The 23,017-nt window shown below is 31.5% G+C and carries 22 protein-coding genes and 1 pseudogene; 2 read left to right on the top strand and 21 right to left on the bottom strand.

What is annotated here, in order from left to right; all coding sequences use genetic code 11:
• Positions 1–18: 18 nt before the first annotated feature.
• The 17 genes and pseudogenes from PZA12_RS18535 to PZA12_RS18615 form a co-directional block, all read right to left on the bottom strand.
• On the bottom strand, positions 19–981 hold the full coding sequence (locus tag PZA12_RS18535; RefSeq protein ID WP_103698723.1) for a D-alanyl-D-alanine carboxypeptidase family protein: 963 nt from the start codon (positions 979–981) through the stop codon (positions 19–21).
• A gap of 93 nt (positions 982–1,074) precedes the next feature.
• Positions 1,075–1,250 (bottom strand): annotated as a pseudogene (locus PZA12_RS18540) (vancomycin resistance histidine kinase VanS); the annotation flags it as partial.
• Between the two features lie 57 nt (positions 1,251–1,307).
• A complete protein-coding gene (locus PZA12_RS18545) occupies positions 1,308–2,750 on the bottom strand; it encodes an ABC transporter substrate-binding protein (protein ID WP_103698724.1) in 1,443 nt (480 codons plus the stop codon).
• Between the two features lies 1 nt (position 2,751).
• Positions 2,752–4,158 carry an ABC transporter permease gene (locus PZA12_RS18550; protein WP_103698725.1) on the bottom strand — a complete coding sequence of 469 codons (1,407 nt, stop codon included), beginning with the start codon at positions 4,156–4,158 and terminating at the stop codon, positions 2,752–2,754.
• 30 nt (positions 4,159–4,188) lie between these two features.
• Positions 4,189–5,460, bottom strand: coding sequence for an efflux RND transporter periplasmic adaptor subunit (locus PZA12_RS18555; RefSeq protein WP_242984860.1), 1,272 nt, complete (start codon positions 5,458–5,460; stop codon positions 4,189–4,191).
• Between the two features lie 28 nt (positions 5,461–5,488).
• Positions 5,489–6,370: a carbohydrate ABC transporter permease gene (locus PZA12_RS18560; RefSeq protein WP_103698726.1), complete on the bottom strand. Its 882-nt coding sequence runs from the start codon at positions 6,368–6,370 to the stop codon at positions 5,489–5,491.
• 131 nt (positions 6,371–6,501) lie between these two features.
• Complete coding sequence (locus PZA12_RS18565) at positions 6,502–7,389, bottom strand: carbohydrate ABC transporter permease (RefSeq protein WP_103698727.1); 888 nt, start codon at positions 7,387–7,389, stop codon at positions 6,502–6,504.
• Positions 7,390–7,482: 93 nt separating this feature from the next.
• Positions 7,483–8,616, bottom strand: a complete 1,134-nt coding sequence (gene vanS, locus PZA12_RS18570) for a vancomycin resistance histidine kinase VanS (protein WP_206490880.1) — start codon at positions 8,614–8,616, stop codon at positions 7,483–7,485.
• The gene (gene vanR / locus PZA12_RS18575) at positions 8,594–9,292 is read right to left on the bottom strand and encodes a VanR-ABDEGLN family response regulator transcription factor (RefSeq protein WP_078116766.1); all 699 of its coding nucleotides are present in this window, start codon (positions 9,290–9,292) and stop codon (positions 8,594–8,596) included. Before vanR ends, vanS begins: the two co-directional genes overlap by 23 nt.
• A gap of 387 nt (positions 9,293–9,679) precedes the next feature.
• Positions 9,680–11,638, bottom strand: a complete 1,959-nt coding sequence (gene tet, locus PZA12_RS18580; protein WP_103698728.1) for a tetracycline resistance ribosomal protection protein — start codon at positions 11,636–11,638, stop codon at positions 9,680–9,682.
• On the bottom strand, positions 11,622–12,881 hold the full coding sequence (gene tetA(P), locus PZA12_RS18585) for a tetracycline efflux MFS transporter TetA(P) (RefSeq protein ID WP_103698729.1): 1,260 nt from the start codon (positions 12,879–12,881) through the stop codon (positions 11,622–11,624). The genes tet and tetA(P) overlap by 17 nt, the downstream gene beginning before the upstream one ends.
• Before the next feature lie 794 nt (positions 12,882–13,675).
• The gene (locus tag PZA12_RS18590) at positions 13,676–14,167 is read right to left on the bottom strand and encodes an MFS transporter (protein WP_181006019.1); all 492 of its coding nucleotides are present in this window, start codon (positions 14,165–14,167) and stop codon (positions 13,676–13,678) included.
• A complete protein-coding gene (locus PZA12_RS18595; protein WP_103698730.1) occupies positions 14,142–14,816 on the bottom strand; it encodes an MFS transporter in 675 nt (224 codons plus the stop codon). The genes PZA12_RS18590 and PZA12_RS18595 overlap by 26 nt, the downstream gene beginning before the upstream one ends.
• A gap of 105 nt (positions 14,817–14,921) precedes the next feature.
• Entirely contained in the window at positions 14,922–15,854 is a 933-nt protein-coding gene (locus tag PZA12_RS18600) for an oxidoreductase (protein WP_078116771.1), read from the bottom strand.
• 116 nt (positions 15,855–15,970) lie between these two features.
• Entirely contained in the window at positions 15,971–17,053 is a 1,083-nt protein-coding gene (locus PZA12_RS18605; RefSeq protein ID WP_103698731.1) for a HAMP domain-containing sensor histidine kinase, read from the bottom strand.
• The gene (locus PZA12_RS18610; protein ID WP_103698732.1) at positions 17,050–17,736 is read right to left on the bottom strand and encodes a response regulator transcription factor; all 687 of its coding nucleotides are present in this window, start codon (positions 17,734–17,736) and stop codon (positions 17,050–17,052) included. The genes PZA12_RS18605 and PZA12_RS18610 overlap by 4 nt, the downstream gene beginning before the upstream one ends.
• Positions 17,737–17,753: 17 nt before the next feature.
• Positions 17,754–18,314, bottom strand: coding sequence for a class I SAM-dependent methyltransferase (locus tag PZA12_RS18615; RefSeq protein WP_103698733.1), 561 nt, complete (start codon positions 18,312–18,314; stop codon positions 17,754–17,756).
• 213 nt (positions 18,315–18,527) lie between these two features.
• Between PZA12_RS18615 and PZA12_RS18620 the strand changes: the two genes are divergently transcribed.
• The gene (locus PZA12_RS18620) at positions 18,528–18,719 is read left to right on the top strand and encodes a hypothetical protein (RefSeq protein WP_103698734.1); all 192 of its coding nucleotides are present in this window, start codon (positions 18,528–18,530) and stop codon (positions 18,717–18,719) included.
• Here PZA12_RS18620 and PZA12_RS18625 read toward each other — a convergent pair.
• The 3 genes from PZA12_RS18625 to PZA12_RS18635 all read right to left on the bottom strand — a co-directional run bounded on the left by PZA12_RS18625 (position 18,709) and on the right by PZA12_RS18635 (position 20,374).
• Entirely contained in the window at positions 18,709–19,149 is a 441-nt protein-coding gene (locus PZA12_RS18625; RefSeq protein ID WP_103698735.1) for a hypothetical protein, read from the bottom strand. The two genes, PZA12_RS18620 and PZA12_RS18625, sit on opposite strands and share 11 nt — an antisense overlap.
• A 66-nt stretch (positions 19,150–19,215) precedes the next feature.
• Positions 19,216–19,350 carry a winged helix-turn-helix transcriptional regulator gene (locus PZA12_RS18630; protein ID WP_023974186.1) on the bottom strand — a complete coding sequence of 45 codons (135 nt, stop codon included), beginning with the start codon at positions 19,348–19,350 and terminating at the stop codon, positions 19,216–19,218.
• A 91-nt stretch (positions 19,351–19,441) separates the two neighbouring features.
• The gene (locus tag PZA12_RS18635; RefSeq protein ID WP_103698736.1) at positions 19,442–20,374 is read right to left on the bottom strand and encodes an exonuclease domain-containing protein; all 933 of its coding nucleotides are present in this window, start codon (positions 20,372–20,374) and stop codon (positions 19,442–19,444) included.
• Positions 20,375–20,422: 48 nt separating this feature from the next.
• Between PZA12_RS18635 and PZA12_RS24985 the strand changes: the two genes are divergently transcribed.
• Positions 20,423–20,479: a hypothetical protein gene (locus PZA12_RS24985; RefSeq protein ID WP_420912944.1), complete on the top strand. Its 57-nt coding sequence runs from the start codon at positions 20,423–20,425 to the stop codon at positions 20,477–20,479.
• 291 nt (positions 20,480–20,770) lie between these two features.
• Here the strand turns inward: PZA12_RS24985 and PZA12_RS18640 are convergent, their stop codons facing one another.
• Positions 20,771–22,765 carry a methyl-accepting chemotaxis protein gene (locus PZA12_RS18640; protein ID WP_103698737.1) on the bottom strand — a complete coding sequence of 665 codons (1,995 nt, stop codon included), beginning with the start codon at positions 22,763–22,765 and terminating at the stop codon, positions 20,771–20,773.
• Positions 22,766–23,017: the final 252 nt, after the last annotated feature.

Raw genomic sequence — 23,017 nt, forward strand, 5'->3', positions numbered from 1 at the left:
ATTCTTATGAATAGCTTATTATTTTCCTATGCCGCTATATACAACTAATGCATCGATAATATTATACTGTTCCGTATGGTGATTCCCTTTAGCACCGGCTGTAATTAAAATATATTCCTGCTTCCCCACTTTGGCAAGACTCGCAAGACATAGACCTGCTTTATCGGTATATCCAGTTTTCCCTCCTAAAATTTCCCCACCAACAATATTTTGATTCTTTAGCTCTTCAAACATGGTACTGTTAAAGGTTATCCCGCGAGGATGCTTATTCGTAGGTGCTGTGGAATGACGAGATGAAGTAAAAATCTCCCTGAAGGTATCATTTTTCAATGCATAGCTTAGAAGAATAGACAAATCTTTGACTGTTGTATAATGGTTTTCATCCTGAAGCCCTGTGGCATTTTCAAAATGAGTATTTTTCATACCAAGATCAGCTGCCTTTTTATTCATCATTTTTGCAAAATTCTGCTCTGACCCTGCTATTTGATTGGCAAGCCCAATGCAACACTCCGCGCCGCTTGGTAGCAGCGCCCCGTATAATAGGTCGATTGCCTTGACCTGCTCTCCTGGTTGAAAACCTGCCATTGATGCATCTTCTCCGTACAGCCCCTGAAACATAGAATTGGCCAGTTTGATTTCTTTCTTCGTATTAGGTAGATTTTCTATGGCAACAATAGCTGTCATCATTTTAGTCAAAGAAGCAGGATAGATTTTTTCTTCACTATTTTTCTGCATCAGTATGGTATTATCTTTTAGACTGATCAGAATCGCATTAGGACTGTTCAGCTTGTCAGGAGATATTGAAACAGAGGCATCAAACGAGGAAGCCAACGTTATTCTACCGTCATATTCTGTCCCAAAGATATACTCATATCCTGGAATAATGATGTATTTATAAACAAAAGTTTCAATTCCAATCATTAACAGAAATGCCACAGCTATGAATATTTTTGACTTTTTCTTTTTTACTTTTCTTACCATAATAAAACAACCCCTTATTCTGTTCTTATATTATTTAAACACAGAATAAGGATCTATATTAGAATTCCATCTTATGAACTTCTTAAGATTTTCTTATGACGGAATCTTTACTATAAATATAATATTTTTTGTATTCTTTCCACAGTAATTGTACCATCGTGCGCCGTAACAATTTCTTGTGTTATTGCTAAACTTGACCATGCTTCACCAATGTTCGTGGAACGTGCAGAATCTAATCTATAAAACTTTTTAAAAATAGTGTCAAGCTTTCCCTACTAGAGCATGAACAAAAGCAACACTCATCTAAGAACGAGTGCTGCTTTCAATTATTCGTTTATATAAGTATTTACTCTGTCCTGGATAGTCCTTGCTGCATCATCAGCAGTCTTTTGACCATTAAAAAAGACTTTGCTCTCTTCTTGTACAATATCTAATACTTTTTGGTCTACAGGTGCATATTTTTTTGCCTTGCTAATTAGTTCAGGAACTATATCAACATCTTCCTGAGTAAGAGGTTTAGTAATTTTTATAACTTGACCATTATCAGCGAACTTTAGCTTATTATTCCCTATAGCTTTCTTTGACGTATCTATTGTGTCCTGTGCAGCTTTAGAAGATGCAGTCTTGTTAATTGGAAAGCTAGTCCAGGAAGACTCAGACATCATCTCATCGGAAACTAAAAATTTAAGGAAATCCCAAGCAAGATCTTTATTTGAGGATTTATTATTAATTCCAAAAGTTGTAGTGGCAGTGAATGACAAATTGTCTCCTTCTCCTGGATATTTTAAGAAATCCACACCTCCCTCATAAACTTGTTTTTTTAGCATTAAATCAAAATACATGCTCAGCTTGGTTGGGCTAAATACTACTCCTCCTCTCTTAGTTAAATTACCCACTTTTCCATCAGCAGTATCTGTATTTACATAATTTTTATCTATCATGGATTTTGCTAAATTCATAAGCTCAATAAATTCTTTTGAATCAAAGCTTAAAGTTTTTTGGGTTTTATCTACAAATTTATTATAGTTTTCAGAGACAAGGTAAGATACTAGCATACTCCCATCTACGCCTGAAAGGGCATATATTCCCTGCACACCATCTTTTTTGCTACCGTCTACAATCTTAGCTGCGGTATCCTCAAAATCATTCCAGTTCCATTTATTATCATCAACTTTAATGTTGTATTTATCTAATAATGCCTTGTTAGTCTCCAAAACATTAAGACTTATGCTTAGAGGAAAACTATACAGATTTCCATTATACTTCATGGCATCAAGAATATTTGAGTAATAATTATTTAAGTCGAAGTTCTTGTCATCTTTAATCATATCACTTAAATTTGCAAGCAGATTTTTATCAATATATTTTTCATATGGGAGAGTGTTTAAGGATATAATATCGCTACCTTTTCCTGACATAAGTTCTGTGTTCATGGCAGTAACATATTTTTCAATATCCTCAGGTTTTTCATCTTCTACACTCCTAGAAACTTTCCCCTCATTTCCTCCTGGCAGTGGATCAGACGTATATTCCTTAATGTTAATAATTGTATCTGGATGCTTCTCCTTATATTTTTTTATGGCCGTATCAAGATAATTATCTTTTGTTATTACAGAAATAGTTAAGGTATTATCACCCGAAGTATTTGTCGCACTGCTGTTACTTACTGTACTTTTGCAGGCAACTGTACCAATTGCCGTTAACACGACTAGGCCTAGACATGTAAGTTTTTTTGAAATATTGATTCTAAATAATTTGTTTTTATACATTTTAAATACACTCCTCTTTGTTATCTATATAAATTTTATTTTTTATGGCCAAATACCGTAGTAGCGTAAGAAATATAAAAGTAAAAACTAATATTACCCCTTTAACATTAATTGTGATAGGCATTTTCAATATGAGTAAGATAATTAAAGCTAGTATTACTAATAAAATGAGTAAAATACAGCAATATAACAATGTTTTAAATACATTTTCCTCCTTGAGCTTTAAAAGTTTAAGTGCAAGGAAATATAATGGAAAACCTGTCAGCAGCTCAATGGAAAAACTTATGTTTTGCATTATGCTTAACAAATTTAACTTCATCTCAGGATAGGTAGGAACGTAGCCTACATTTCTGACTTTATCTTGTATTAAACTCTTAAAAAGTTCAGAGTAAAAGGTTGTATCAATTAGTTCAGAAGGCACAAAGTTTGGTGGAATATATATATTGAATTTTACTGTGACCCAAATAAGATATATAAAGGTTACAAGTAAAGCTATTTCTACTACTGAAATGATAACCAGAGCAGATCTCATTCTTAAAACATCTTTCAAATAATTCCCTTTGAGATCTGATTTTATCATTGAACATATATATACTGACTTATCTTTTACAGCAAGCAGTAATATGAGAATTGAAACTATGCCTAAGATAAAGACCATCAACAAATCTTTCTGTGCCAAAATTACTTTTTCAATATTGTAATCAATGATCTTATAATTATCTGCGCTTTTTCCAATAGAAGTTAGAGCTTCAGTGACTTTACTAATATTCTGACCCGTTGTGCCACTGCTTGAGAGATTTACCTCAAAGGAAGTAATCTTTGAATCCATATCATATAAGAGCATTTGCTCAACTGGTATGTAAACACTACCAAGGCCATTTTCAGTGAGAATCTGCAGAATAGATTTATCTGAGTCTATAACACCAATTATTTTAAACTTCTGGTTAAAGAGTTCTATATGCATTCCTACCACATTATCATTATTAAAAAGTGCTTCAGCACAGGTTTCATCTACTACTGCAACAAGTTCATTTTTATCTCCTGGAGTTACAAGACTTCCAGATTTCAGCTTAATTTGATGAAACATAGCATATTTATCACTAATACCATAAATTTCAGCATCACTATGGCTATTTTTATAGGAAACAGAGGATTTCTTCTCAGCTACATATGCTGTGGTAGTATTTTTAAAAGCGAACTTTTGGAGATGCTGCATATCATCTTGACTAAATGAGCTGTTTTCTAGTGAATTTGAATTATTTAGTACATTGACTTCGACTTTGTTTGTTTTATAGCTTCCGTTTATTTCGCTATATTTTGATGTTAAGGAGCCTCCAAGTATGATATTAAAAATTAAAATAAATACACCTGCTGCCAGAATAATATAAGGTAGCTTAAACGACTTCAACCTTTCACCTCTTTTCTTTAGGCTATATGCCTATTTCTCTACTACTGCTCTGTCGCCATCGGATAAGGATTTCGTACTTTTAGCCACTATCTTATCCCTAGAGTCTAGACCTTTTATCACTGCTGAATTAGTACTGTCAGAGTCTTCCACAATAATATCTACTCTTTTAACAAAACTTTCTTTTCCAAGCGGGCCTTCCTTTTCTATTACTGAGAATACATAAGTGCCATTATTGTCTGTATAAACAGCACTGTTTGGCACCAAGGTAGAATACTGTTTAGTCTGTTTAATTATGTTAACCTCCGCATTCTCTCCACCTTGAAGATCTGGATCATTTAAGTCTATAATAAGTTCTTTGTTATCTCCATTTTTAGAATCTGCTTTTATTTGAGATACTTTTCCGGCGATTATTTTATCTTCAAGAGAGGTAATCTCCACATCTACTGAGTCTCCTGATTTAACAAAAGTTACAAGGTCACTGTTTACTGAAATAGAAACCTGAAAGCCTCCTGATGTTTCAGCTAATTTGAATAAAGCTTTGGAGCTATTTGCCAAGGAACCTTCATTGAAATTTAGCTCTGTGATTACTCCATCAGAGGGTGCTGTATATACTCCACCATTAGCAATTTGCTTGTTTAAAGAATCTATTTTTCTTGCTTCAATTTCTAAGTTAAGCTGTGCATTTTCAATATCCTCTTGATTTGTTTTTATATATGCTTCTTTAGTCTGTACTGCTAGGTTATAGTTCCTTTCAGCCTCATCCATATCAGCTTTAGCATTTTGCAGATTATTTGCAGTTTCAAAGTCAGAATCAAAGAGGGTTTTTATATCTTGGTAGCTCTTGGATTTTTGGTTTTTATTTTTTAGAGCAGTTTCAATATCATTATTTAGTTTCAGCAGATTAGAGCTATCATTTAGTTTATCAATGACTATTTGCATCTGACGGTATTTTGCATTCTCATCCTGTAAGCTTGATTTGATATCTCCTATATCAAGGGTTATTATTGGCTGTCCTTCTTTTACGGTATCGTTAAGTTTGACATTAACATTCTTTACTAAAAGATTGTTTCCTACATCTATATACTGTTCGAAAATTGAATTGGCTGTTACAGTACCTTTACCGCTTATTTCTTTAATAAGTGCTCCGCTCACTGCTGTATCAACAGTGATTCTTGATAGAGTAAAATTATTAATAGTATTTGAGAAAAAAGTTAACAATGCCATCATCACTATGAATGTAATTAACAATTTGCCTGTAAGCTTCTTTCTTTTCGTATACTCAATGAGTTGCGCACGGATCAATTCTTCATACCTCCATTAATAGATTGTTTTATTCTTTGATTCCGGAACGTTCAATTCCTTCAATTAAATAGTTTACTCCAAACAAGAAGATTAGGAGCATGGGCAGCATATATATTGCAGATGCTGAAAAGGCAAGTCCTCTTTCACCGCTGATTATTCTGGATAGATATACCGAAAGAGGCTGCTTGGCAGCATCTCTAAGAAAAACAAGAGGCTGTTCTACCATATTCCAGTTGTCTATAAAAACTAAAATAAACATTGCTGCTATTCCGTTTTTGCACATAGGTAAAATGATTTTAAAAAATATTGTAAACTGACTTGCTCCATCTACTTTTGCAGCTTCTATGTAAGAATCGGGTATCTGGTCCATATACTGTTTCATAAGAAATACTCCAAAGGTATTAAAAATTCCAGGTAATATAATGGATAGATAGTTGTTAACAAGACCTAATTTATCAGCAACCAAATAGTTGGGAACTAAGGTTACCTGAAAGGGCAAGAGCATTACGATTATGTATATAAAAAACAACTGATCCCGACCTTTGAATTTAAGCTTAGCAAAAGCAAAAGCTGTCAAACAAGAAACAACTATTTGTCCAAGGACAATAGGAACAGTAATAATCACTGAATTCCAAAACATAAAAAGAAACTGAGGCTTCTTAACGAGCACATTATAATACTGTTCTATTACAACGACCTCTGGGATAAGCCTCAAACTGGCATATTTATTTGACGAATCAGCTATAGATGAACTTGTACTGCTTGACTCTGAAATCATGCTGTAATTATATGTTATTTCAGTCTCACTCATGAAAGAGTTTGAAACTGTAAGCACTAAAGGAAAAAGAAAGCCTATCGCCATTAATGATAGTAATGCTGTAATCAGTATCCTCTTAAATCTGTATTTCATTGAGTTTCTCCTTTCATTCAAAACAATGGATAGCCTATCTCAATCGGTCTCCACTTACTAGGATTCCTACAAAAGTCCATTTACATTTAGAACTTTTATCTCCTTTCTTCGAAGTATAATACTAATTTGTACTAGTTTAGTGATTTATTAATTTTTCTTTCTATAAAAAATAGTATAAAAACGATGAATACTATGAAGAATGCCATAATAAAGGCTGCTGAAGTTAGTTTTTCATAATCTAACTGCACAAACATATTATTCATGTAATGCTGCAGCATATAAATACTGCTGTTAGGGTGGTCTCCTGAGATGAGATAAGTCTCTCTGAAAACCTTAAAGGAATTTATTATAGACATAATAAAAACAAAAAATGTTGTTGGTGTAAGGTAAACTAAGGTTATACCTGTAAATTGCTTAAATGGAGTTGCGCCATCAATTTTAGCGGCTTCATAGTATTCAGCAGGTATATTTTGCAATCCTGCCAAAAAAAGCACCATACTGTATCCAATGTTTTTCCACAGGTAAACAATGACTATCACAATCCTTGCTAAGTCGCTTTCCATCCAATCCACAGGGGCATATCCGAATAGAGTTATCACACCATTTAAAGCTCCATTAATATCAAACAAAGACTGCCAAACAAGAACTACCGAGGCAACCGGGACAACCAGTGGTGTTATGAACAAGGTTCTGAAAATTTCTCTGCCTATTATTGCTTTATTGGATAGAATAAGCGCAAGCAGTAAGGATAACACAATATTGAGCGGCACACTCAAGCAAGTAAATAAAGCCGTGTTGGTTACAGCTTTAATAAAACTTGGATTCTTTATCAAATCTATATAATTTTTAAGACCTACGAATTCCCCATTAATTGGACTGCTTATAATAGAGTAGTAAAAACCTCCAATAAAAGGAACTGCATAAAAAATAGAAAAACCTATTATGCTGGGGGCAAGAAAAAGTATAGCCAATTTAGCATCCTTTGATTTAAAGTTCTCCTTTTTTGCATTTCGTTCCATAATAAAACAACTCCTTATTCTGTGCTGATATTATTTAAACACAGAATAAGGAGCTATTTGGGAATTCCATCTTATGAACTTCTTAAGATTTTCTTATGATGGAATATTTATAGTAAATGTGGTATTTTCTGGGTTGCTTTCCACAGAGATTGTTCCATTGTGAGCTTTGACAATTTCTTGTGCGATTGCCAAACCTAACCCTGCTCCACCAGTGTTCGTGGAACGTGCAGAATCTAATCTATAAAACTTTTCAAAAATAGTGTCAAGCTTTCCTTGTGGGATTGGATTCCCTTGATTAATAAAAGTTATAACAATATTTTTCTGCTGTTGCTTAGCAGAAATGTCAATAATACTGTTTTCATAGCTATAGGCTATAGCATTTTTCAAAATATTATTGAACACGCGAGCCAGTTTGTCTGCATCTCCTAGCAGTACAAGGCCATCAGGTACATTGACGGATACCTTTTTTTCCTGTGCAGTTAGCATTGGATAAAATTCATCTGCCAACTGCTGGAGCATGAACAGTAAATTAATTTTTTCTTTATTCAAAATAATGGTTTGAAGATTAAATCTTGTGATCTCAAAAAACTCATTTATAAGTTCCTCTAATCTATAAGCTTTTTCCAAGGTAATACCCACATATTTTGCCTTCTGCTCTGGAGGCATATCAGAAGCTTCATCCAGAAGGCTTAAGTATCCTATAACGGAGGTCAGAGGTGTCTTTATATCATGAGCCAAGTAAACTACTAAATCATTTTTGCGCTGCTCTGCATCAAGAGCAGCCTTCTTTTGTTTTTCCAAGTTACTTTTTATCTGATTTAGCTTATTTTCCATAAAATCCAATTCTGGAGATAATGTAATTTCATCATCAGATTCCTCAGAAAGTTTATCCATTCCAGCACTAATTTCATCAAAATATTTTGTCAACCAAGAAGAAACAGAAAACAGAAAAAGAATAACTAAAAATATTAATGTTACAACGAAAAGGATTATATCCATATTGTTGCGAATTACAAGCTGATAGATTGTCTGTGCATCCGAATTGTCAAAATTAAAAGCTTTAACTAAAAATTGAACGATACGATCTCCGATCTTTCCATGCAGTATATAGCGCAATAAAAAAACAGTCACAGTAGCAGCAACTGCAATCAGAAGCATTTGCAAGAAGGCTTTTCTTTTTAGGTTTGTGTAATTGCCCTTTTTGTTACTTTTCAATTTTATAGCCAACCCCCCATACCGTTTTGATATATTTAGGATGTTCCGCGTTGTCGTGCATTTTTTCTCTTAGATGCCTAATATGAACCATTACAGTATTATTACTGTTAGTGAAATACTTATCTCCCCATACTTCATGGAACAAGTCTTCCGAGCTTACTACTCGTCCGCGATTTGAGCAAAGAACCCAAAGAATTGAAAACTCTGTAGGAGTTAGAGATAGCTTTTTTTCATTTAGCATACATTCATGGGTATCCCTATCCAATACCAAGCCGGAAAAGGCAATCAAGTGTTCTTCCTGGTTTGGCTCTGAAGAATTATATTTGGTAAATCTCCTGAGCTGTGCCTTTACACGGGCGACAAGCTCCAAGGGGCGAAACGGTTTTGTTATGTAATCATCTGCACCTAGTGTCAATCCGGTAATTTTATCAATTTCTTCTTCTTTAGCAGTCAACATAATAATAGGAAAATTATGATTTTCCCTAATTTTCTGACAGAGAGTAAAGCCATCAATATCCGGCAGCATGACATCAAGTATCGCAAGATCTAACTGTTCCGACTGAACACACTGTAATGCATCTTGACCGTTATAAAATTTGTATATCGTAAACCCTTCATTTTTTAAATAAACTTCAATTAGGTCCGCTATGGACTGTTCATCGTCTACAATCAAAATATTTACATTCATAAGTTTTATCCCCTCTTCCTGATTAACACTCATTATTATAATAATTCAAAACAAAAATTTATATCATATTAATTTTCTTATGAAAACCTTAAGGCTTTATTAATATATGCTTTAATCTTTATGTAAATCATTTAAATACTCATTAAAATTCTCTAATGTTTTTTATAAAAGTTAAAATAAAATTTCTCATCTGATTTTGTTTCTCTTAAATATTCATCCCTTTTACAAAGTTATAATATATATTTAGTTTATATTTTAATTTAATTCGTTATATTTTAACATAATTCAATTTACTTAATAACTAATTTCATTTATTTGTAATAATCATTTAAGACTTCTATACTCTTATCTTAAATCTTATATAAAAATTTAAGTTATCATTTAAATTTAATCTCTAATTGTGTTTAATTTATGAAGCAGATACTCTTTTTTATTCAATGGATCATAAGTTGTTTTTTGACGTGTCTTTGCAAATTCAGCTGGAACTTCCTTATGTCCATAAAATTTTGTCATAAACATTCCCTTACCTTCTGTATATGAAGCTATTTTCATTTTATATTCCTTCGAATTTTCTACTGGAATCAACCCTTTTATTGAAAATTCATCCTCTATAACAATAGGATTATCAAAGGTAGCTCTCATAGATTCTAAATCCCAAATCGCTTTACTTAAAACATTTTGAGGAATTCTTAATTCAAATTCATGTAATGGTTCTAATAAAACAGTTTGTGCTTTATATAATGCTTCCATGAATACCATAGGCGTCACATTCCTGAAATCTGCTGGGGTGCTGGCTGGACTAAAAAATTCACCACAGGTAAGTGTAACTTTCACATCTGTAACCTCCCATCCAAATAGTCCTTGTTTGCTAGTCTTAATAACTGCTTCTTCAATTGCATTTTGAAAAGATTTCGGCAATGACCCTACTGAAACATTAGATATATATCTAAGACCTGCACCTCTTCCTGCTGGTTCTATTTTCAATCCTACTGTTGCCCAAAAAGGATTCAAGCCTTCCTGCATATGCATTATTGATGTTCCAACACCTTTAGGTGCCTCCTTATAGATAGTTTGAATATTAGAATACTCTACTTTTATTCCATATAAATCATTTAGTATAGAACTTAGTATTTCCATTTGAACTTCGCCGAATAAATTCACATAAATCTCTTTATCTATATCATTCATCTCTAATTCTAATAGTGGATCTTCCTCTGTAAGTAGTGTTAATGCCCTAAATAACTCTGAATTCTTTTCTTTGTCAATTGCAGAAATCGTTGTTTTTAATGTTGGTTTAGCCATGGATATATTTTTAATTTTATTATTTGAAATTCCGATTACATCTCCAACTTGGAAACTCGCAAGGCCATATAAAATACCTATATCCCCTGCTTCTATGCTCTGATCCTCAATAATTTTCCCATTTTCTAAACTATTAATTTTTTTTACTTTTTCTGTTATATCCTTATTGGGTACTTGAATTTTATCTCTTACAGATATTTTTCCATTAAATAATCTTACATAAACCTTCTTTTCGTTTGCACTTGTTCTTTCGATTTTAAATACAACTCCAGACAAATCATCTTCAGAATCACCATTTGCACACGGAAGATGGCTGCAAATTCCATCTAATAACTCTTCAATGCCGAGTCCAATTGCTGCAGCACCACAAAATACTGAATATAGATTTCCTTCCCTTGCATATAATGAAAGTTTTTCTTGTATTTCTTCTTTATCAGGCTCTATCCCACTTATATATCTTTCCAAAAACACTTCATCTAAATCTGATATAACATCAATTGCATCATTATTTATCATGCATATATCAGATAAATTTTTTATATAAACATCTTTACTTCCCACATCATATGCTTCTTGTAATCTAACAACTTTACTAGACATATTCTTTTTTATTTCCTCAAATACTTTATTGAAATCCGCTCCAATTCTATCCAGCTTATTCACAAAAATTATTGTTGGAATATTTAATTCCTTTAATGTATTAAATAATATTCTTGTTTGCGACTGAATCCCCTCTACTCCTGATATAACTATTATTGCGCCATCTAAAACACTTAATGAACGTTCAACTTCTGAAATAAAATCTACATGTCCTGGAGTATCAACAATATTTACTTTAATATCATTCCAAGTGAAAGATATGGTTGAAGATTTAATAGTAATTCCTCTCTTACGTTCAAGCTCCATGGAGTCTGTCTGTGTGTTACCTAAATCAACCCTTCCAACAGATTTTATGGCCCCACTATAATATAATAAATTCTCTGTTATTGTTGTTTTTCCAGCATCCACGTGTGCAACGATTCCTATATTAATTATTTTCTTCATAATCGTCACCTCCAACTCTATCAGACACCTTTTTATCCATTATCATAGAAACAATATATAGAACCAATACTGGTGTCACTAATAGCGAAGTACATGCTATACCAATACTTACTGAAATATTTGTAGCTATAATCCCTATAATTGGCCCACCTAAAATTTGACCTAAGGCATTTATTTGTCCATTTATAGAAAGTACAGTAGCTCTAGCCTTATCGTCTATATGTCCATTAAGCCATGCACTAAATATAGGTTCATTTATAGTTCTAAAGGTATTTGTCGCTAAATACGCTACTAACATTAAATTAAAGTTTTTTGTAATAGCAAATATGAACATAAATAATATATAAACTATATTTATACCTAGCAAAAGCTTTCCATTATTACTCTTATCATCATCAAGCCTATTTGACATAAAATGCATAACCATTGCACTTAATAACATTCCTGCAATTCCAAAAATCCCAAACCAAGTGACTGGGTTAAGATTCCAAAGCTTAGGAAGCGCAGTATCTTGCAGAAAATGTGCATTAGAAAGTCTATCATACCCTTCACTCGACAATCCATAAAACAAAGTTACAGAAAGTAAAATCATAATTATAGATTTACTTTTTATAAATTTAAGACCAGACTTAAAAGTATATCCCATCTTTTTGAATGTATTTAAATCCTCTGGAGCAGAAGGCTTAAAATTATTTTCTGGCATATATAGCCCTAAAAATAATGAAAGAATAATAAATAAAACTCCACTAACTATAATAGGCAATCTTACAGAAAAATTAGCTATTACAGTGCTTAATACTATTCCAATAACTGATCCTATCTGTCCTACTTGTGCCCCCTTCATATAAATTTGATCCAAATCTTTACTCCTCTCTTCTTCTGCAATCCATGCTTCAAGAGATCCGCTGATGAAAGTAGAACCCACTCCCCATACTATCTGTGCTGCAAGTACGAAAATAAAACTAGAAATAGAGCCCTCTAAAATAAGTCCTAACCCTGTTAAAATTGCACCTATAACAATAGATAGTTTACGACTATATACATCCGCAACTATACCTGTAGGAATTTCAAATATAAAACATGCTGTCTCTAAAGTAGTTCCAACAAGTATAAGCTGAAGTGGATTTAAATGAACATTTTCAATGTGATACACTATCATAACTGTCGCTATCAACGAAAAACACATTGCAGTAATAGCTGAAAATAATAAATAAATTTTATATGCTGAAAGTTTATTAACCATTAATAATCACCATCCTAGTATTTCTTAAAAAATTTGTCTTTCTTTTGTAATCTGCAATTTTAAATATATAAATTTTCATAATATTCTCCTTAAAAATAAATAAAAAAAAGCTGCAAATGAACATAATAATTCACTTACAGCCTTATAATCATATAACCTAAATACAAACATGAAATATACAACTTTAATTTATATAACTTATTGGTAAAGGATACGAAAAAAAATAACAATCCAAAATGCCATGATTATTTTCATCAGACAAGGAAGCAGATTGATCTCATAGCGGACCTACTAGGGCAATCTGCTGACCCAGTATAATGAAAAATAGGCTCCGCAGATTGACTTGTTATTTTTTTAAACATTCCAAAATTATACAAATTAAAATCTCATAACATATCTATAAATGTAGCAAAAATAGGCATAAAAATACCGTGTTTAGAACACGGCTTCCTATTATGCAGATAAAGACGTAACATGCTCATTATAATACTGATTATTTTTAGAGTACACAAATAAACATGGCAATATCAATATTTTCATTAATTGATTCTACCACAAATAAAACTTGAGTTATTCAAGCTTTTTTTCATATACTTTTTAAAATAATCCCTATTCAGTTAGTTTAGTTAAAAACTACCTCTTTGCGCATATTTACATCACCTTTACATTTATATTCTTTTCATGTTTATATTTTAGTATAGTTACATCATATATGAATTTTAAATTTTTTTCAATGCTTTTATTTTTTAGGCTATGTTAAATAATAGTGTTGATAATGAAGAATATTATCTACTCTATCCATTCACTTGTTCCTTTTTTAATGAAAGTGCTATTACGCCTATGATTAGCCCGCAAGCCATTATCAGTGCAGCGATTAAAAAAGTATTGTGTATATCTGCTGTGATATTCTCAGGACTTGAACTATCCATTGCTTTAGTTTTATTAAAAAGATAGAATATTGCACCTATTACAGCAGCCCCTGTAGTTTGTCCAATAGTGCGCGATAAATTAAAAGATACTATGGATTGTGGAATTGTATTAGCTATATTCATAATTCCAAAGTCTTTAGCAGCATCTTTTTCATTTGGTAGAATTCTTGCTATAAGTGCAGTATCAACTACTAAGAACATACCATAACCAAAGCCGTAAAATATAGCACTTATCATTATGTAAATTACCGAAGGAGCAAAAATATTAATTGAAACCCCTATCACGAGTATAATTCCAGAAATAATTATAAATAGCTTTTGTTTTCTAAATTTATCCGAAAGTATCCCTCCAATCACACAACCTACTGCTAGAGATGCCATCATTATAACTATAAACTACCTTACCCTCTTTAATCAATGCAACGCCTACTAAAGCCGTTATTATACTAATTACAGCTAAAACTGTAAACCTTAGAATTAATGGAGTCTGTCCCATAATATTCATAATAAGCATCCCCATAATTCCTGAAAATAGAACAATCAAGCCTATAAGCCCTGATGTCCGTCCCCTAGGTGATTCATCTACTTGATCAGGTACTAATGCTGTAGCTGAAGAAGTACCAAAATTGAAAAATAGATTTGCTGCACACCAAAACATACCTATCATCCAAACATTTGTTGATAAAGCGATCCCCATAAGCGAAGCAGAACCAAGCACAGAACCAATTAGTATCCAAGTACGTCTACGCCCAAATTTCAAACTAGTGCGAGCGCTTAAAGCACCTCCAATTGTATTTGCAAAAGCTGCAACTAACGCACCAAATCCTGTGATAATTCCAAATGATACTGTATAGTACTCCGGATCAATTTCCATGACTTTGAAAACCAAAATTATCATCAAAGGGGCCATTAAGGCAATAAACTGACTCCCCTCAATTATTAGTATCCCTGCGATTAATCTCTTAAAAGGTGTTTTTATCGATTCCAAGGCTGTTTCTCTATCCATATTTTTCTCCATATTATGTGATTATAAATGTTCTATAAGTTTCAGCGTGCAGTCAACTTACTATCGTAAGTGATTTATAAGCTATACAGTATCAAGTTTTTCTGATTAAATAAACTTTACATTCGTCAGTTTTTCAGATACTTCCCAAAGCTTTGAAGCCACCTTAACATCCAGAGCTTGTGGTGCAATTTTAGCTATGGTAGGATATCCTCTCATCTCTTTCATTTTTGAAGGACCATAATATGTTCCGCCTGTTGCATTTTCTGCTGTCGCAGCATAAAGTGATGGCCATGCTCCATGAGCTGCTGGCTGAAATAAAAACGGACCCATTAAACGTCTTACAATTCCAGTTGGGCTATTCTTTCCAGCTCCATTAGGGATTAATTCCGTTCTTGATATCCCTGGATGTGTGCTCATACTGGTAATCCCCCAGCCAGCCGCATCACTTCGTCGTTGCAATTCAAATGCAAACATAAGGCATGCGAGTTTTGACTGAGAATAGGTTACCATTGGGTTGTAGCTGCTTTCTGCTTGAAGATCATCGAAATCTATAACTCCTGAAAGATGAGCTAAGCTACTCAAGGTGATTACTCTTGGCTTATTTCCTTTCTTCAAAAGAGGAAGCATATGTGCTGTTAATGCAAAATGTCCAAAATAATTTGTGCCCATTTGCAGTTCAAATCCATCTTTTGTAACCAAACGCTTAGGCGGAGCCATTACTGCCGCATTGTTTATAAGAATATCTAAACTTTTGCGCTCAGATCTCATTCGTTCACCAAATGCTTCTATAGAGGCAAGATCCGCTAGGTCAAGCTTTTCAAAACGTATATTGCCAGAAGGATTTATTTTCTTAATCTTTCTTATAGCTTCTTCTCCTTTATCCTTATTTCTACCTGCCATTATAACTTCAGCTCCTGCACGAGTCATCTCCAATGCTGTTTCATAACCAATTCCACCTGTTCCTGTAATAACAACTGATCGACCTTTTTGTGAAGTAATATCTTTTGAAGTCCAATTTTGTTTCATATTTTCTGCCATAATAACAGCTCCTTATTATTTTATAATTATTGAGATTCCGTAAATGAGTATTGTGTATACTTCATACCTTTATGTTAATCTATTGGTTTTATTGTAACTGTTGAGTATAACGCAATTTAATTGCTAATAGGTAACTTAATATGTATTCTTATCATATCATCCTCACAGTCAGCCCAAATCTCACCATTATGAAGTGCTATAATTTTTTGTGATATTGCCAATCCCAGTCCTGAACCTTCAATTTTGCTGGATCTTGAAATATCAACTCTATAAAATTTTTCAAACATTTTATTTAACTTATCCTGTTCAATATGTCTACCCTTGTTTGAAATAGAAATATGAGTATAGTCTGATATGTTTTCTGCCTTGATAATTATTTCTGATGGTTTAATACTATACTTTTCTGCATTATTTAAAATATTATCAAAAACTCTCACTATTTTTTCAATATCTATTTTAATAGGAATTTCTTCAGCTATATCTGTTATAATGCTTAAACCTTTAGTTTCAAGCACTGGAGTATATTCTCCAAGCATTTGAATAAGTATAGAACTCAAATCCACTTCTTCAAGTTTTAAGGTTATATCTCTACTGGATAGCTTTGTGTACTCGAATAATTCATCAATAAGATTTTTCAATTTTATTGATAGGTTATATGTTGATATTAAATATTCCTTCTCTTCTTCTTTACTTTTATATTTTTCATTTTTTAAAATATCTATATATCCAATTATTGCTGTTAAGGGAGTTCTTAAATCATGAGAAACATTGGTTATTAGCTCAGTTTTTGTATTTTCTATTCCTCTTTCATGTTCAAACTTATCCTTTAGCTCCAAAGACATAGAATTTATGCTTTTGCAAAGTTCTGCTAATTCATCATTTCCACGTACTTTCAAGGTTGAACCTAATTGTTCATTTGCAATTTTAGAGACTTCTTCAGAAATATATTTGATATATTTTATTTTCTTATTTACTAATAATAAGAAAATGGCCAAAAAAGCTGCTATTCCAATTGCAGAGATAAGAAAGCTTATAATACAATAATCTATTACTTCCCCAGCGTTATCTCTTGCCAAGAAATAAGGTATAGTAATAAAAGTCGAAGATATATATACTAACAAAAATGCAAATGAGACAGAAATTATAATTGATAATATAAGTTCAACACTGATTTTTCTTGTAAATATTGAAAATTTCATATCTTATACCCAACTCCCCAAACAGTCTTGATATATATAGGTTTTCTTGGATCTTCCTCAATTTTTTCTCTTATCTTTGTTATATGTACCATCACTGCATTATCTGATTTATAAAAGATTTCTCCCCATACTCTTTCGTAAATCTTTTTTATACTGAAAACAATTCCTTTATTACTTGCAAGAAGCTCAAGTATATCAAATTCTTTTGGTGTAAGTCTGACCTCATTGCCTCCTGAATACACTTGCCTTGTATCGGTATTTATTATCAAGTTACCAATTTCAATTATATTCTTTGCTATATTTTGGGGTGTGGAGTATCTTGTATATCTTCTAAGCTGCGACTTAACTCTTGCAATAAGTTCCATAGCATTAAAGGGCTTTGTTATATAGTCATCAGCACCTGATGCCAGACCATGAATTTTATCAAGTTCTTCTGATTTTGCAGATAGAAAGATAATAGGCATCATATTAACTTCTCTAATTTTCATACAGAGTTCTATCCCATCCATAATCGGCATCATAATGTCTAAAAGGATAAGATCAATATTATTTTCATCAATAAATTTAAGAGCCTGTTCTCCATTTTCTGCTTTAAACACCTCATAGCCTTCATTTTCTAAATATATCCCTGTAATTTTTCTTATTTCACTATCATCATCAACTATTAAAATTTTGTTTGACATAAAGTTACTCCTTTGCTTTAAGAATTTTGACATTTTAGTACATAAGCTGGCGGAACATTAAGTACCACTCTTTCTAAATCTATTTTTTTAAAAAACCCTGCAATAAATTCTTTCTTTAAAATAGTGTACTGAAAAGTTATAAATAACCCATCTTTCTTCAGTATACTTTTAGTTTTTCTTAATATTTTATTTGAAACATTCTTAGGTAAACTTGCAAAAGGTAAACCTGAAACTACATAATCAACTTCATTAATATTGTTCTCTTTTAAATATTTATCTACATTTTCAGCAGAGTCATTTTTTAAGATAATTTTATCATATCCCTTATATCTTTCCTCTAGTTGCTTACAAAATTCTTTATTAAATTCTAACAGCAGTAATATTGTGTCTTTTCTTTTCCCCTCTACAAGCTTGTCTGTAAAAACACCTGTACCTGGTCCGTATTCAACTATGCACTTTGCATTTTCAAAATCAATATCGCTGATCATTTTCTCAGCTAGCCTTTTTGAACTAGGAGCCACGGCTCCAACAATTCTTGGCGATTTAAAATATTCTCTCAGAAACTTCACTATCTTCACACTAAATCTTCCCCTTATTTTTAATAATTGATGGACAGCTATCAAAATTATTACATGGTCCTAGTATAAAGATAAAAGCTTAATATTCTCCCCCAAAAAATCTTAAGAATTCTTAAGAAAATATTGTTAACTCATAAATGAGTTAACTAAGTTCAAGGAAGAAAGTCGAAGATTTTGATTTTCACTTTATATAATAAGCATAGGGAGGTCTGTATGGATTTTAATTTCATTGAAGAATTAGTTTATAAATGTAAAAATGGAGATATGTTATCAAAAGATATATTAGCTGTTCAACTATATTTCCCTAAATTATCAAGCTTAAGAGCTCCAAGATTACTAAATTCTTGGAGCTTTTATTTTCATAATTACATTATTAACAACACACTCTTATATATTAGAAATTGACTATTATGTTTTCAGTAAACTTATCCTCAAATTCTATATTACAATTCGATGGAATAACATCATTTATTAAGAAGAGCTTGTATGATTCTTTCCCATTTTTAATGACCCTATTTATTAAATAACTTTCCCCAGCATCTATATCATTTATTTCTAAAGGTGCAAATAAAAATTCTAAACTCGAAATATAATTCTCTCCTGCATCACTAAGTGATCCATATTTTTCTTCATAAGCTTTCTTTTCGAAATTGCCTTTATGCGCTACTCTAATAATCTCATTTCTTAAGTTATTATTACTTTCCATGTCATATATGTAACATTTTCCACTTAATGCAGCCTTAAAATGTTCTTTTAATCTTTCTCTAAAACTCCTTTTTATTTGTCCAATGTAATGTACAAAATAATCTTTTTCATTATTCTTGTAAACCCACATGTACACTCCCTTTTTATCAAAAAACTCTTCTTTTAAAATGGTTTCATAATTCTCCTACACCTATTACTAATAGCTCATTTTTTCTTCCCATGTGTTTTCTCCTTTATCAGTTAAAGTATACTCTACTCTCACAGGCATTTCATTATATTGATTTCTGGTTATCTTAATACTCTTTATACCTATTTTAATTATAATGAACATGAAAATCTCCTCTACCACATTTCATTTTATATTATTTATTTTTAATAATACATTATATCCTAAAAATACATAGATGTCTTATTCTAAGACTTTATAAAGGCGCCTCACATAAATTCAAGAATTCTTCTTCATTTAATAACTTTATATTTTGCCCTTTTTGCTTTAAATCCATCACTCTTTTAAGCTTATTACTCATTTCTTCTCTATGCAAATCTTCTATATTTTTCGTATTAGTGACTATACATGTTGTTTTCTTAGTTACAGAACTTCCTACAGTGCCACTAAGCTTTCTAACTAGGTTTATTGCTTCATCTCTTGTCATAGAAGCTAATCCACCAGTAAATACAATAATCTCATTTTCAAATGCAGTAGAATTAAGATTTTTTACTGTATTTTCATTTTGTTTTGAAAACTGTTTATTGGATTTTTTTAAAACTTTTCCTTTTATTGAACATGGAGTATATTCATTTTTATTTACTGTACCTAAAGTCACTCCAACTAATTTTGATATTTCATTAATATCTTTACAGTTTAATTCTTTACTTATATTAGTTAAGATATTACCACATGCTATTGCATCTGCTAAAGCATCATGGTGTTTAAATTCATATCCTAAAAAATTATTTACTGTATTAAGCCTTGCATTGTCAAGATTACTATAAAAATTTCTAGAAAGCTTCATTGTACATATATACTGAAATTTTGGCATTTCTATTTCATAAAGCTCTAATGTTCTTCTTAACACAGATATATCAAAAGAAGCATTATGAGCTATTACCAAGTTATCATTAAAATATTGCTTAATTTTTTCCCACACTTTATCAAATTCTAATTCATCCTTTACCATACTAGGTCTTATTCCATGAATTCCAATATTTATTGGCATAAATCTCATTTCCTTAGGCTTTATTAAGTGATGTTCTTTTTCTACAATCTCACCATTTTCTACAACAATAATTCCTATAGAACATGGACTATTTCTTTTTTCATTTGCAGTTTCAAAATCTATTGCTACAAAATTCATTGATTTTTCTCCCGTATCTTTAATTATGATACTAATTTTTTATCATAAATTGATGTAAATTACAATGGAAACTCAGTTTGGATAGAACACATTAATTCATGTTAAGGTTAATCAATACAAAATCAACTATTACTTTTTGTAATAGTGACAATTTAAATACATCTCATGTTAAGAGAGACATTGAGAAAATTAGAGGTCAGGCACAAATACCATTCTGACACTTCCATCTATCATCAGAAAATAATTATTAAGAAACATGACCTATAAGGCTTATTAAGATATGCAAACTGCCAAAAGGTTTACCCTCTAGAATAAAAAATAAGTGTGTTTCTGTTTCAATTAACTACCTTAAAACAGAAAACACACTATTTAGAATTGTATCAAAATTATTTGCTTTTAAACTTTAAACTTATCTACTCCATTAATCATTTCATTAGTCATATTAGTAAGCATTTGTGAAAATGATGCTACTTCTTCAGTTGAAGCGCTCATTTCTTCTGATGCTGCAGAAATTTCTTGTGAAGATGCTGATATTTTAACTGAGATTGAAGATATTCCATCCACTCTAATCAAGATGTCATTATTATCATTATCTATATCTTTAGCAGAATTCTTAACTGTTTCAATTTTAGGAATTACTTCACTCACCGCTGTTATAATCTTCTCGAAAGATACTATTGAATTATTTATAATATTAGCTTGGCTTACTAATTCATCATCCATGGTAACAGAATCTTGAACTATAACATCAGTATCCTTAGATATTCCACTAATTAATTTGCTAATATTTTCTGATGATACTTTTGATTGCTCCGCAAGTGCTCTTATTTCATCCGCAACTACTGCAAATCCTTTGCCTGCTTCTCCTGCTCTAGCTGCTTCAATAGCTGCATTTAATGCTAATAAATTTGTTTGTTCTGCAATACTATTTATTATATTTGTGATTTCATTTATCTTGTTAATATTTATACCAAGTCCCATTATCTTATTATAAAAATCTTTAAATGAACTGCTAACTTTTGTCACAGATTGATTTAATTCATTCATACCATTGCTACTATCATTTGCCATTGAACTAATGTTTCTAGCATTTGAATCTACAACTTCTATTTCCCTAACCATTCCTGATAATTTATCATTAAATTCATTAAGCATCTCTGTTATATTTACTAATTCATTAGATTGTGTACTTGTTCCTTTTGCAATTTCAGCAATTGCACTTGTGACATTTCCTGCTGCACTTGCTATCCCTTCTGAAAAAGCAGCTAACTTTTCTGATTGTATATTTATATTTGAAGAATTATCTTTTATACTTCTAATCATATTTCCTAATGATTGCTGCATTACTTTCATTGAATTTGTCATATAGCCAATTTCATCTTTTATTTTTAGATTTTTAGGAGAAACCTCTTCACATAAATTTCCTTCTGCTAATAACTCTAAATGTTTTGAAGTTGATTTTATTAATTTAGATAAGTTATTCGAAATAAAGTAAATAACTAATAATCCAATTAATAAAAATACTATCGATGATACTGCCATAGATACTTTTAAACCGTCTAATTCTGATAACATTTCAGTTTTTAATACTAAAACTCCTACAGACCATTCAGTTCCTTCCACAGGGGCATAACCTATGTATTTATCTGCTCCACCATAGGAATACTCACCAATACCTTTTTCACCGTTACCCATTTTTGTTTCAATGTCTGATAATGCTTGTAAACTAGTATCTGTTTTTGCTGCTTCAATTGAATTATCCATATTCAGAACCTTGTCATTATCAGTATTAGCAATACTGGTTCCATCTTTTCTTATCATAAATGCTTTGCCTGTTTCTCCTACTTTAACATTGTTAGTCAATTCACTCAAGTCATAACCATCTCTTATTTCTACTAAAGCTCCCACAACTTTATTCCCATTCTTTACAGGAACTGCATATGCAATTGACAATCGTTTATCTACGCTATTTATAAATGGATCTGATACATTCATTGTACCAGCAATTGCTTTCTTAAAATATACTTCACCACTAACGTTACTAATAGAACCATCAGTATTTATACACCTTCCATTTATATCAGCAATACCAATTCTAATACTGCCTAATCTTTCAGATTCAGTTTGTAGAATTGCTTGCTTAGTTTCCCAAGGAATGCTCATATCGCTTATTACATCTAATACTGCATATGACTCTAATGTATCTAAATTTCCTTCAATTGTTGCTTGAACTCTTCCCGCTGTTTGTTCTGCAATTTCAGGTAAGGTTGTACTTACACTTGATCTTAGTGCATTTGATGAATTTATAAATGAAACTATCCCCAATCCTATACATATAGTTCCCATTAACACCCCTAGACATAATATTAAATTTGATTTTATACTCTTCATAATTTCCTCCTCGGTTAAACTACTACAATAATAAACATGATCACACAATATTTATTATTGTATCTTTATCTTTCTTATTTTCATTCATTTTTTAAATTATGGATATTATATCATATCAATACAATCAATGTCTAATTTACCACAATTATGTATTCATTTTCTACCAAAACTAAATCACCATGTATAAATATATAAATTTTTCCTCGCTTTTTATCATATCAAGTGAAACTTGATTCAGGTGGGGTTTGATCC

Origin of the sequence: Clostridium beijerinckii (genome assembly GCF_036699995.1) — a bacterium.
In the GTDB taxonomy this organism is placed as follows: Bacteria; Bacillota; Clostridia; order Clostridiales; family Clostridiaceae; genus Clostridium; species Clostridium helianthi.